The sequence below is a fragment of the Paenibacillus sp. FSL H8-0122 genome, from assembly GCF_038005345.1.
Taxonomy (GTDB): Bacteria; Bacillota; Bacilli; order Paenibacillales; family Paenibacillaceae; genus Paenibacillus_AQ.
The window spans coordinates 3,567,829-3,580,888 of record NZ_JBBOTB010000001.1; the positions used below are offsets into that span (position 1 = coordinate 3,567,829).

Sequence of the window (13,060 nt, forward strand, 5' to 3'; positions counted from 1 at the left end):
TCTTTGTAATGAGGAGTTCACTATTCCGATTCAAAAAAACCACATGGAGGAGATACTCCCATGTGGTTCGGTATTGAATTTAATTTATCCGTACATCTAAGCGAATATTTTAGAGACTGAAGAAATATCTTATTGATTTTAATCATTCAATAATTCTCTAACTTCAGCAATCTCCTTTTTCAACTGACTTAATAATTCTTTATTGGAGGTAGATTCCTTATTTTTAAAATCTGTTTTACCTAGAAAAGCCATATAAATCCCAGCAATTTTACCACTTATATCCTCCTCATGGATTGAATGCTCTTGTTCAAAAAAGATATCTATTTCTTTTCTCAACGACTCGGAAAAACCAAAATTATCAATACAAATTTGGAGTGAGTCAATAATAAATAAAGCTTCGTCTCTGAAATCATTTTCCAAATTAAAATTTTCCGTTTCGGTTTTATCCATCTCGCACCCCATTATAAGAATTGAATTAAGTATTAGCATAATCATAATTATAATTTTTTTAATCATCTTTTCTTTCCCTTTATAGGAAATTTAATATCGATATCAGCAGCTTTGCGTATATGTATGACGAAGCCGGTCAACTGAAAAAGAGCACGATACAAGGGAAGATCAACAACGTCGACCAGAAGCTGGAGACCGTCATGGTAGCGGGGGATGGAAGTCCGCAGTCCAGTTACAGCTACACCTATGACAACAACGGAAACCGGGTCGCTGTCAGTGAATCTCGCAACGGAGGAGCTGCCCAAAGGACGAATTACGCCTACGATGCACTGAACCGGCTGATCTCGATCACCCGCCCGGGCTCGCGCCTTTAAACTGATATTGATCTCCCGAAGATGCTACTTTAACCTTTAGAGAACCACCTGTTTCATCTCGCTGCCACTTGTCACACCTATAAACAGGACTTTTTTACGTTTTTCAACTCGATCACTCTCCCACATTAACTTCCTCACCCATCATAAGGGAATTGACCTACGTTGAGAACGGTTGTATTTTGTCGAAATGAAATTTAATTTGTCGTTTACACAATAAATTAATCACAGTTTGGCTTTAATCAATACCGTGAGGAAGCTGAAGTTAATTAAATTGCAGAAAAAACCACATGGGAGTATACCCCCATGTAGTTCTGTGTTATATACATTCACTTTCCAATCTTTTAATAGAGGATGATTCACCAGCCCTTCGCAGATCACCTTACTCAAACTTGTAACGGTCCGATACAGTGCTTCAAATATGTTTGAAACCTCAGTCTTGATCAATACTATAGAGCTTGTTCTAATCCAATCAGTTCGAATAAATCAAGATAAGGAATAATATCTTCTCTAAATAATATTTTTGACTTCTATTGCTTATGTTATAATCGAGAGTTTTTCAACTCATCTAGTATTTCGATCATTGCTAAATGCCTAACTCATTGAGGTCTTTCATCTCGATTACTATCCGTGTGAGGCTACTATTTTTCTTCAACAGCTATCATCATTTTCGAACGTTCAAAGATGTTAACTAAGTACACTTTTCCTGCCTCCACTTCTGTATACCCTGGTAAAAGAGAATAAGTGTAGCCCTAGGATCACTATAAATCAACGGATTATTATGCACATACGTATACAAATTCTGACTCAGCGGATTATCAATCTGCCCCTCAACCGTAACCTAGTTTATAAAGCGAAGCTGTAAATAAAGCAGGTGGTAACTGAGAAGATATTCCCAATCACCACCCATTCAAATTTATCCCCATTGCAATTGAGCTATTAAGTCCTTCCAATTAAGCACCTGCACATAGGATATATCTTTTTCAGTTGTTTCGTTAATTTCCTCTTTATAGATAAAATAATCCGGCTCTCCTTCTTGATTGTTTACTACTCTAAAATCGCTCCAATCTTTCTCATAGACATTTTTTAGTACAGCTATTTCTTTTGTGGCCAAATTATAAAAAACAATCTCAGTTACATCAGGAATTCGATCTTCTGAAACAAAAATTACATATGAATCGTCTGCTGATAAAAAACGATGAAAATAAAATGGGTTTACCTTGAAACAAAAATCATTATCGAGTGTTGCTCTGTTTAATCTCCATACTTCACCACTAAGATAATCATTATCTAATAATAATCCGTCGTTATCTTCATCAACAATTTTTACATAATATAGATAATTCACTGTTAAATAAACATCATTAATATCAAATTCTCCACTTTTAATAATTTCTTTTTTTATATCGGTTTTAAGATTGACCATCCAAATCGATTTGGTCCTTATTTTGTCTTCATTATTTTCGATTACATTTCCATTGAAATCAATTTTCCTTATAGTATTCCTTGAAATAAAAATTTCATCATTAGAAAATGCAAGGAAATTGATTTCTTCTTCCATTGCAGTGGAGAAAACCTTTTTGTTCGTGCTGAGATTTGATATATTCATATTTTTCCCTCCTATGGGGCTAGTAAATTTGCGGGCAGCGTTGGCCACAATATAGGTATTAATGAAGGTAGGAGTCTTATTCCTCTATAAGCAAGATAGCCTCCACCAACTACATACAAACCAGTTTCTGCGTTTCCTGGATTTATAGAGCTTGTAGGCAAAGTTGAGTTAACCTCATTCCACTTAAACCTTGTTTTCTTTTCCATTTCTTTCTGTACCCATTTTGGTGGTGATCCAGGACTATTTCTATTAGCATCATGGATAGTTCCATCTAGATTGCGCGCCCATTCTTCCCCTTTGGGTCCGAAAATATGTCCATGTCTTTGAGTACCACTACCATCATTTTGTGCATCAACTCTCCCCTTATAACCTGCACTCAAATCTACATTTTTCCCAAAAATGTATCCCGCACTACTTGCAGCGTCAATCTGTGTTTGTGTTGGATTTTTAATTGTACTGAAATAATTAAATCTTATATTTTGAGCTGCACGGTGTATAGTAGTTTGTAACGCTATAATGTTCATCCTAGTTATATTACTGGTCGAACTATTATCTAATGATAAAAGTTGTCTCTGTAAATCTTCCCAACCAGCTGATAGAGGTGCAAGTTGATTAAGAACATGTTGAGGAAGTACATGATCGCTTTCCATACTATGACCAGATGGGTCAGAAAAAATTAATGGGTTATTTCCTACATAAGTATACAAATTCTGACTCAGCGGATTTGTAATCTGCCCTTCAACCGTATCCTCATTCAAAAACCGCCCCATACTCGGATCATAATAACGTGCTCGCAGGTAATACAGTCCTGTCTCCTCGTCATACACCTCTCCCGTATACTTGAAGGAATTAGAGGTTTTCTCATCCTGGCTGGTGATGTTGCCCCACTCGTCATAGGTGTAGTTGTTCACTACTGTTCCGTTAGTATCGACGATCTGCACTACGTCACCATGCCCGTTGTACAAGTAGTAATAATCCTTAGCCGCTTTTTTATCCTTCTTCACCAACACCCGGTCTCCCCGGACAAAGTTTGCCTGTTCTACAAAGGTGCCATTGACGATCTTTTCTTCCGAGATGACTTGGCCCTGGAAGTTGTAGTTCACCTGGGTCTGGGTATTACCCTTCGTTTTCATGGATCGCATTCCATCTGCGTAGTACTTGAAGCTGGTGCTGGCGCCGCCCTTGGTGACACTTGTTAATGTATTCTGGAGATCATACGTGTAGCTGGTATCAGCAGAATCCGTGCTTGCGGAGCTCGTATCGGACAACGTTAGGCGGTTGCCCCGCACATCATACGTATACGTCGTTTGGCCGCCGTCCGGGCGGCTGATGGAGATCAGCCGGTTCAGTGCGTCGTAGCTGTAATTCGTTTTTTGAGCAGCCGCTCCGTTGCGTGCTTCGCTGACAGAGATCCGGTTCCCGTTGTTGTCATAGCTGTAGTTGTAACTGGACAGGCTTCCGCTTCCCTTTGTATTTTGCATCATCTCCGTCCAGCCGAGTGCTTTGTTATACGTATATGTCGTGATAAGTTGACTGCCATCCGTCAGTGTCGGATAGACAATCCGGTGAATCTGATTGTTCGCATAATAACTATACTGGGCATTTACAGAAGGGTCACTATTTAGGGTCGAGCTTCCATTCGTTTGAACTTTGTCCAACCGTTCCTTAGAATATTGGTAATTCGCAGAGAACCCCATATAGTTATCTGTAATCTGTTTCATTCGTCCTAAGACATCAAGTTGGTTACCGATCGATGCCGCATGTGCACCCGATTTCGAATATACACTGCTTACTTGACCCAGACTGTTCTGGGTTTGGGTATGTGAAGCGGTCTCTACTCCATTGGTAAGGGTTCGAACCGTCTGCTTATCCGGGCTACCATCGCCGTAAATCATTTTGGTTTCCTGTATTTGCGCTACACTATTAATATTTCCTCGAATCGTGCTTGTTTTCAGCTGACCGCTTTCGTCATATACGTACCCGAATGAACTGCCGTTACGGTCCGTTTTCGCGGCCAATTGCCCCAGATTATTATACGTATAGCTCTCACTTTGCGAGGCACCATCCTGCTTGACGCTAGGCAGACCCAGTTCGTTATAGGCCTTGGTGTTCAGGGTTTGCGGAGTACCGCCTTTGGCTTGAATCGTAACCTTGGTGACTTGGCCGTTCCCATCATAGCTGTAGTTCGTTGTCTGGTTCAAGGCATCCTTCAGGCTGATTAACCGGCCTAAAGCATCATACGTAAAGGAGGTAGTTACCCCATCTTCATTCAGATTGTGATTAGGGTCAGTATACCCTGTAACATTACCCATAATATCGTACCGGTATGATTCGGCGATCCGCTGCTGATTGGTTGGCCAATCCTTGTAGGTTGCCGCTGACAGCTTATTCCCCCAAGGATCATAGCTCTGCTCTACGTAATTCAATACTTCACCGTTAGTGTGATCCTTAATATAACTGGCGCTGGTACGCGTTTTGAAATTGTAGTCGCTGACCATCTGATCATTATTGGCATTGGTGGCACGGTTCTGCCTTCCCCAACCATCATAGCTTGCGGTAAGCGTATTTCCCGCGGGATCGATAGAATATACCGGCCGGCTCCATTCATCATAATGGTATTGCGTTTGGGTATACCTTTCCACATTAGGATCATATCGCTCTTCGAGCAGAGCTTGTCCCAGTCCATTGTAAAACACAATACCGTACGTCTTGACAGTGTTTCCGTTAGAAGTTTGGGTTACAGTGTGAATGGTGTCAACAACGAAACTTTTCGTTCCGGCATTGACAGCATCATAGTTTGTAGAGACTTGATTATTTGTATATTTATATTCCTCCGTCTCACTGTAGCTTACCCCGTTAGTATTCGTATAACTGGGTCTCGTAATCTTCAACAATCTGCCTAGCTCATCATAAGCATAACTTGTAGTCTGATTATTCCCATCCGTTTCACGAACAAGCTTGCCTAAGCCCAGATCATAACCCATAGTTTTGCTGATGATTTGCTGGGCCGGCTGACCAATATCAATATAATCCTCTTGCTTTGTTGGGTAAGCATACCCGGTTTCTGCTCCAAAAGTCGTTGCGGTTTTACGGGCTATCTTTCCCCCCGCTGTCTTAAGAATCGCCGTCATCTTATGGAGGCTACCCGATCCATCCCCTGCGTTCTCATAGACATACTCTGTCGCTTCGCCTAGCGGATTCATCGTATTTTGTAATCTGCCTTGAGCAGTGTAACTATACGTTTGGCTTTTTGGAACGGAATCACTCTCATTTTGATACCTAGACTGCGAAGCGATAAAATGAAAGGTCGAATCATAGGTATAACGAGTCGTGTACTTTTCTTTTAGAGCCAGATCATTTCGCTGTACCACATTCAATGGAACCGTTTGAGAAGTTACGTATCCTAAAGCATCATAGCTTATATCTGTAAATAGTTGATTGGGATTGGGATCCGCGTCTCCTTGATACTCTAGCTGCTCTATAGAGGTAGGGGTATACTTGAAATTGGGTTGGAATCCTGTGTATCGTTCCACCTTGCGTTCTCCTGCATTTGCTCCCGCAAGAATGGTTTCATCCACCGATACCATTTGCCGTTCATGATTATATGCGGTTGTCACTTTCTCGACTTGTTGTCCGGATTTGTCTAATTGAATGGCCGCACTGGAGAAGGTATATCCATCAGGAAGTACCATTTCGTTTCCTTTTTCTACTAGTAATGCCGGAAAACCTGAATAATCCCCATTATATTCATAATTGATTCTATTGTTAATTTCTTGTACGCCATTTTGTTTTAAAATCACATCATACCGGCTCATAATTCGGCTTTGCTCGATTAACCCTTCATTCCCAAGATTATGCACCGCTTTCTCCGGTACATACACGGTCTCAGAGGTAGAATTATACTTTACTTTTGTTAAAATAAGATTGGCGGTATACGTCGAATACATGGACGGAATGCTACGATGATAATAATCAAAATTATACATGGCACCCTGATAATTAAATTCTGTGACAACTTTCCCTTCTATATCAATTTTCGATAGGGCTGAAAGCATTTCTCCGGTTGAGGACATAAATAGATTATCTTGCGTATACTTGATCCTTTGCACGGCACGTTGGCCCGGATCTTTCACCGTAACAGTAAGAGACTCTAAAACTGGGTTTGCAGGTGTCGAGTATACATAGTCAAATTCAAGGGTTCGTCCGATCGTATCCGTTATTTTTTTTAGTGCCCGTTCTCCATTTGTCCCTTCTAACATACCGTACTCATAAGTTATCTTATTTCCAAATCGGTCTACTTTTTGGTACAACTCTCCGTAGTTACTCGGCCAAGTATCACGCATAGTATAGTATTCTCGTGAATGATCCGAACGCTCAACATAGAGTTCTTGATTCTGCGAAGAATAATATACTTTAGTGTCTCCTTTTTGATAATCTTTTAAATTCAGAAGACTGTATCCACCTGCTCCAGATTCATTTGTTTGCCTAAGTTCATAATTTCCTCCTTCCCCATCATGATAATAGATCTGACTATTGTCCGTATCAACATAGGGAATTCGGAAGGACCATCCCAGACCCAACTGATTTCGCCTCAGATTATAATCATAAATTTCTCTGGTATTCACAGGAGTTCCATATTCATTGGTGGCATTAGGAAGATAAGGACTGGCTTGATTGGAACTGTATATGACCCCCAGATTCAAGTCAAGACCATCACGTCCAGGGAGTGAGATTTGATTACTTTTCCAGGTTAAGGTTCCTGTAGCCGGATCGATTGCTTCATTGGTTTCGTAATGATCAGAATATTGTTCTTTAAAGGTCTGATTAATCACTTTCATTCCATTGCCATTAAGTAGACTAGCAATATTCTGGTTTAGTTTATATAGAGCACGCTGGGGAAAAGCCAATTCTGACTCGCTATATACCGCATCGATAATGCTTGCTTGCTCTCTATGCAAGGAGAAAGTACCCGATTCTATTGGATATACGTCATCTGTTACAGTTTTTGAACTGGAGGGACCTGACATCTTCGTGGTTAAACTGGCTTCAAGCTCAATCCAAGACATTGATTTCAGTTGTTGTTCTTCCCAAAGCTTCAGAGGGGGCATATCCAATAGATCTTGTAAAAAAGCGATCGCATACATATCTTTGATACGAGCACCGTCTGCAGCAAGTTCTTCGACAAGCTCTTTACTCAAATAAGGTTCTTGGATGCTTCCAAACTGCTCACTATAATGAAGAGCGAGCAGGCGAAGCTCTGGCTCCTCTTCTAAGATGTTAAAAGGTTTAGGGGGAGTAGGATTTCCGTCTTCTGTTAGATATACATCTTTCATCACGGAAGACTCGGAAACGGTCTGCTTGTAGGACAAATCACTCCGCTCTTTGAAATCTACTGGAGGTGCAGTTGGCTGAGGTTCAGGTCTTTTTGAAAACTCTGGACTTGGTGTAGCAGAGGGTGTGGGAACAGCAGCAACTTTTGAAACCGCAGGTGAATTTTGTGCCGCTTCAGCATATGCCGATCCCTGCAAGGACGGAAATGAGCTCAACACCAGAGCAATAGATAAAATAATGATCAACCAGCGATTGAATAGCGATTTAGTTCGCATGAACAGTTCTCCTGTCGTAATATATTTGATTAAGCTATTGCAAGATATAATTTATAGATGGATTCCATTTAGTAGCATCGTACCCATAGTTACCATTCTGGTTGACGATAAAATAGATGGAATCTCCCTTTGTCACATTAATATTCAAGTTCGTCGTCACTCCGATAGCATCATCGCCTTTTATACTTTGCCAGCCTGCTGAGGGCCAGACTTGAGTGCTATTCTTCATAATCTTCACGCGCACCCCGTCCCCTTCCAGGTTCACCGGGTGTTTAGCTGCTCTTCCTGCGATACGTATGGAACCCGTTTGAGGCGCAACCCATTTAAGCACAGCATCATTACCTTCCGGATGCATCCATTCCTTACTGACAATATTCCAGTTTTGTTCCCCTCTCCATCTTAATTCAGCCGGGTCCCATGACATGTCTTTATACTGGGTTCCGTCCCACTGTTGGTAGTACCAGTTATTCTTTCCCTGTTCGGAGCCAAAAGCGGATGACATCTTTTCAATATATGTAATCGAGGGATTCCATGTAGTCCCATCATAGAGCTGATCACCATTCTGGTTGACGACAAAATAGAGGGAGTCCCCCTTTGTTACATTAATATTCATGTTCGCCGTCACTCCGATAGCATCATCGCCTTTTATACTTTGCCAACCTGCTGAGGGCCAGACTTGAGTGCTGTTCTTCATAATTTTCACGCGCACCCCATCCCCTTGCAGGTTAACCGGGTGTTTGGCTACCCTGCCTGCGATCCGTATGGAACCCGTTTGAGGCGCAACCCATCTAAGCACAGCGTCATTACCATCCGGATGCATCCATTCCTTGCTGACAATGTTCCAGATTTGCTCCCCTCTCCATCTTGCTTCCGCCGGGTCCCATGTCATGTCTTTATACTGGACTCCGTTCCATAGTTGATAGTACCAGTTGTTTCTTCCCTGCTCAGAGCCAAATGCAGTCGAAGCTTTTTCAATATATGTAATTGACGGTGACCATTTAGTGGCATCATATCCTATGGTTCCATTTTGATTAACGATAAAATAGATAGAGTCTCCATTAGTTACATTAATGTTTACGTCCGTGGTCACTCCGATGGCATCATCACCTTGTATACTTTGCCAACCTGCTGAGGGCCAGATTTGCGTACTGTTCTTCATAATCTTCACGCGCACCCCGTCACCTTCCAGGTTGAGCGGGTGTTTGGCTACTCTTCCTGCGATTCGTATGGACCCGGTTTGAGGTGCAACCCATTTAAGCACGGCGTCATTGCCGTCTGGATGCATCCATTCCTTGCTAACGATGTCCCAGTTTTGCTCCCCTCTCCATCTTGATTCAACCGGATCCCACTTCATATCCTTGTACTGTACTCCGTCCCATAGCTGGTAGTACCAGTTGTTCTCTCCTTGTTTGGAGCCAAAAGCAGTCTGTAATTCAAAATAGGGTTCTCCAAAATTCTTAGATGCTAGATTCCCGTTGTTATCGTAGAAGTAGCGTTCCGTCTCTCCGGTCAATTCGCTTTTTTGTGCCAATCTGCCATTCGCATCATAATAGTAGAAGGTAGCGGCAGACGCAGAATTCAAAATAGTGAAAGAAAACATTAAAAGAACGATTGTGAAAACAAATGGATTTGCAGATAAAGATTTACGCATTAGACTCCTCGATTCTTAGGTAGTATTATTTAGATTTATTGATCCCGAACTCGCTCAGCTGAAAATAAAAACCTCCGTTATCATCGGTACCAAGTTTGGTCGCATATACTCGTACATACCGTGCCATGATGGGAGCATCGAAGGTGAACGTTTTAATCTTCCCATTGTTAACATAGCCGGTATAAGACTGTCCCTTTATGTCTGTCCAGACTTTACCGTCTACGCTGCTCTGTATTTTAAAATCGACCGGAAATCCCAATGTTGCTCTTGGAATCAGTTGAATGCCAGTAATCTTCTGGATCATACCGGAATCTACAGCTACCCACTCTGTACTTGTTGACGGATAACGGGCTATACTTGACCAAATGGTTGAAGTGTTTTGGTCTACCAATCTTGATGCGGACCAGCCATTCAGTGCAGAAGAGACAGCTACTGTTGACAAATTGACCTTAATCTCAGCAAGCTGAAAATAATATCCTCCATTATCATCCGTACCTAGTTTGGTTGCGTAAATTCTTACATAGCGGTCAATAACAGGAGCATCGAAGTTAAATGTTTGAACAGATCCATTGTTAATATATCCTGTGTAGGACTGCCCCGGGATATCTGTCCAAGATCTAGCATCGCTGCTGCTCTGTATTTTAAAGTCAACCGGGAACCCTAATTTCGCTCTTGGAGTTAACTGAACCCCGCCTATCATCTGCATACTCCCGGAATCTACAACGACCCATTCTGTACTCTCTGCTGGATATCGCGCTATACTTGACCAAATTGTGCTAGTATTCTGATCCACCAGTCTGGATGCAGGCCAGCCGTTTAGTTCAGAAGACACTGCTACCGTTGACAAATTGACTGCAATCTCAGCAAGCTGAAAATAATAACCGCCATTGTCATCCGTACCAAGCTTGGTAGCATAAACCCTTACGTAACGGTCAATGACAGGGGCATCGAATTTGAATGTTTGAACAGATCCATTATTGATATATCCTCTGTAGGCCTGTCCCGGGATATCTGTCCAAGACTTAGCATCACTACTGCTCTGTATTCTAAAATCAACCGGAAATCCCAGTGTTCCTCTTGGATGTAGTTGAACTCCCCCTATCATCTGTACGCTCCCAGAATCAAAGACGACCCATTCTGTACTCTCAGCCGGATATCGCGCTATGCTTGACCAGGTTGTTGTAGCATTCTGATCTACCAGTCTGGACGCAGGCCAGCCGCCAATTGTGGATGAAGTCGCAACAGTAGACCGCATTATCTTAATTTCAGCAAGTTGGAAATATAGTTGTCCGTTATCGTCCTTCCCTAACTTCGTAGCATATACTCTTATGTATCTTGCAATTACTGGTGCTTCAAACTGAAAAAAATGAGTCGAACCATCATTGACAAAATTGCTGTAGGTCTGACCAGGGAGATCTGTCCAAGCCACTGCATCGTCACTAGACTGTATTTTAAAGTTAACCGGAAAAGACAGCTTCCCCCTTGGAGTTAATTCGACTCCGCCTACAATACCACTTTTGCCTAGGTCAGCAGCTACCCATTCCACATCGTCTTCGTTGCCCCTATTCACACTTGACCATACCGTTGCCGCATTATTGTCGCTTAGTTTGTAAGGCTGCCCAGCCTTCTATACTAGATGAGGTAAAGACGCTAACTCCAGAGGAAGCAATCTTACGTTTGATATTCCCGTTACGGTCATACAGATAATAGGTACTATTGTTGTTTGAATCTATTGTGTGATCCAGCCGGCTACCGCCAGAATCATAATGATAGAATGTCGTGTTAAGATTATTTGAAGATTCAGCCTTCACAGAGATTGAGCATAAAATAAAAAACAAAAAAAACAAGCCAAGCGTTTTATAGTGTTTCATTAAATCTCTCCATCCTTAAAAAGATCATTTCTTCTCCACTTTCAGTAAATTCCCGTTCTTATCATATGTATATTGGATTGTTGATCCGTCTGGCAGGGTGGTAAGCAGAAGTTGACCAGTTGCATTATACTCGTGCTGAATTTGATTAAAATCCGTACTGACTGCCACGCGAACAAAACCTGCTTCCCGGCCGCTTCCCTTAATGATCAAGTCCCCTCTTCCGTCGCCACTTACATCGCTGAACCATAAATCATTACTATCAATCATTCTGCTGCCAGAGTTCCAGGTCCAATATGGATAGCCACTTCCAGTACTCAGAGAGACGTACAACCAGCCATCGTTATAACCCACATTCTTCCCTACCGATATCATATCGGCCCTACCATCTCCATTAAGATCTGAAAACCACATGGTTCCGCTGTCGTCGATCATTCGTTTGCCGCTGTTCCATGTCCAGTATGCATAGCCTGCTCCATTACTCAATGAGACGAACACATATCCAGCATTGGCTGTTCCGGGCTGACCTTTGGATATCATGTCGGCTTTGCCGTCTCCATTCACATCAGCAAACCACTGAACATCATTATCATTAACCATTCGTGACCCCGATGTCCAAGTCCATGGATTATAACCGCTGCCGGTGCTTAAAGAGACATACATCTGACCAGCATTGATTGCGCCCGGCTGACCTTTTGCGATTAAATCTGCCTTACCGTCTCCATTCACATCTGCGAACCAAGCTGTATCTTGCGGAGTGAGCATCTTAATGGATGATGTCCAAGTCCAAGGCTGATACCCTGCCCCCGTGCTTAATGACACGTATATGCGTCCTTCATTCCATGCTCCTGCTTGTCCGATTGAAATCAAATCCGCCTTACCATCTCCATTCACATCCTCAAGCCATACTGGACTGTGATCATCAAGCATACGTACACCAGAGTTCCAGTTCCAAGACTGGTGGCCATTCCCCGTGCTCAAAGCAACGTAGATGACCCCGGCATTCCACGCCCCTGGTTCACCCTTAGTGATAAGATCTGCTTTACCATCCCCATTCACATCAGCGAACCACATCGAACTATTGTCGTCGATCATACGGGAGCCGGAATTCCACGTCCAAGGCTGAAACCCAGTTCCGGTGCTTAAGGCAACGTAGACAACTCCAGCATTCCAGGCTCCTGCTTCACCTTTGGAGATTAGATCCTTCTTCCCGTCGCCGTTCACATCCTCAAACCACATCGAACTATTGTCATCGATCATTCGGCTAGTTGTGCTCCAGCTCCATGGGAGGTAGCCAGTATGCTTATTTAGATTGGAGGCTCCGGCTGCGGAAGTAATTGTACTAATACTAATTGAAAAAAGTATAGTAATGACCAGAAATAGAGTTTTGTATTTTTTGAAGTTCATGTTAGTTTTAAGCCCTCTCCTTAATTGAATTTGTCTTAGCCAGCATAGCGGAACCCACCCGCATTCAAACCCAATGACTTCCTCACTCATCATAATTT

At 42.3% G+C, this 13,060-nt stretch carries 8 protein-coding genes; 1 reads left to right on the plus strand and 7 read right to left on the minus strand.

Annotation, left to right across the window (positions count from 1 at the left end; genetic code table 11):
* Positions 1-138: 138 nt before the first annotated feature.
* Positions 139-450 carry a hypothetical protein gene (locus NSS64_RS15670; protein WP_341140701.1) on the minus strand — a complete coding sequence of 104 codons (312 nt, stop codon included), beginning with the start codon at positions 448-450 and terminating at the stop codon, positions 139-141.
* 119 nt (positions 451-569) lie between these two features.
* Between NSS64_RS15670 and NSS64_RS15675 the strand changes: the two genes are divergently transcribed.
* Positions 570-824 carry a hypothetical protein gene (locus NSS64_RS15675; RefSeq protein WP_341140702.1) on the plus strand — a complete coding sequence of 85 codons (255 nt, stop codon included), beginning with the start codon at positions 570-572 and terminating at the stop codon, positions 822-824.
* A 913-nt stretch (positions 825-1,737) separates the two neighbouring features.
* Here NSS64_RS15675 and NSS64_RS15680 read toward each other — a convergent pair.
* From NSS64_RS15680 to NSS64_RS15705, 6 genes are read right to left on the minus strand one after another with little or no spacing between them, the layout of a single operon-like run.
* Positions 1,738-2,430, minus strand: a complete 693-nt coding sequence (locus NSS64_RS15680; RefSeq protein ID WP_341140703.1) for a hypothetical protein — start codon at positions 2,428-2,430, stop codon at positions 1,738-1,740.
* An 11-nt stretch (positions 2,431-2,441) separates the two neighbouring features.
* Positions 2,442-8,036: an RHS repeat-associated core domain-containing protein gene (locus NSS64_RS15685; RefSeq protein WP_341140704.1), complete on the minus strand. Its 5,595-nt coding sequence runs from the start codon at positions 8,034-8,036 to the stop codon at positions 2,442-2,444.
* Between the two features lie 34 nt (positions 8,037-8,070).
* A complete protein-coding gene (locus NSS64_RS15690; protein WP_341140705.1) occupies positions 8,071-9,687 on the minus strand; it encodes an RHS repeat domain-containing protein in 1,617 nt (538 codons plus the stop codon).
* Positions 9,688-9,712: 25 nt separating this feature from the next.
* The gene (locus tag NSS64_RS15695; RefSeq protein ID WP_341140706.1) at positions 9,713-11,257 is read right to left on the minus strand and encodes a discoidin domain-containing protein; all 1,545 of its coding nucleotides are present in this window, start codon (positions 11,255-11,257) and stop codon (positions 9,713-9,715) included.
* A 22-nt stretch (positions 11,258-11,279) separates the two neighbouring features.
* Positions 11,280-11,558, minus strand: a complete 279-nt coding sequence (locus tag NSS64_RS15700; protein WP_341140707.1) for a hypothetical protein — start codon at positions 11,556-11,558, stop codon at positions 11,280-11,282.
* A gap of 24 nt (positions 11,559-11,582) precedes the next feature.
* Positions 11,583-13,055 (minus strand): FG-GAP-like repeat-containing protein, encoded by a 1,473-nt coding sequence (locus tag NSS64_RS15705; protein ID WP_341140708.1) that lies wholly within the window; start codon positions 13,053-13,055, stop codon positions 11,583-11,585.
* Positions 13,056-13,060: the final 5 nt, after the last annotated feature.

Bases quoted from the DNA above. Each gene is read 5' to 3' on its own strand.
- NSS64_RS15680 (WP_341140703.1), bottom strand. From the start codon at position 2,430: ATGAATATATCAAATCTCAGCACGAACAAAAAGGTTTTCTCCACTGCA.
- NSS64_RS15685 (WP_341140704.1), bottom strand. From the start codon at position 8,036: ATGCGAACTAAATCGCTATTCAATCGCTGGTTGATCATTATTTTATCT.
- NSS64_RS15705 (WP_341140708.1), bottom strand. From the start codon at position 13,055: ATGATGAGTGAGGAAGTCATTGGGTTTGAATGCGGGTGGGTTCCGCTA.
- NSS64_RS15700 (WP_341140707.1), bottom strand. From the start codon at position 11,558: ATGAAACACTATAAAACGCTTGGCTTGTTTTTTTTGTTTTTTATTTTA.
- NSS64_RS15670 (WP_341140701.1), bottom strand. From the start codon at position 450: ATGGATAAAACCGAAACGGAAAATTTTAATTTGGAAAATGATTTCAGA.
- NSS64_RS15675 (WP_341140702.1), top strand. From the start codon at position 570: ATGTATGACGAAGCCGGTCAACTGAAAAAGAGCACGATACAAGGGAAG.
- NSS64_RS15690 (WP_341140705.1), bottom strand. From the start codon at position 9,687: ATGCGTAAATCTTTATCTGCAAATCCATTTGTTTTCACAATCGTTCTT.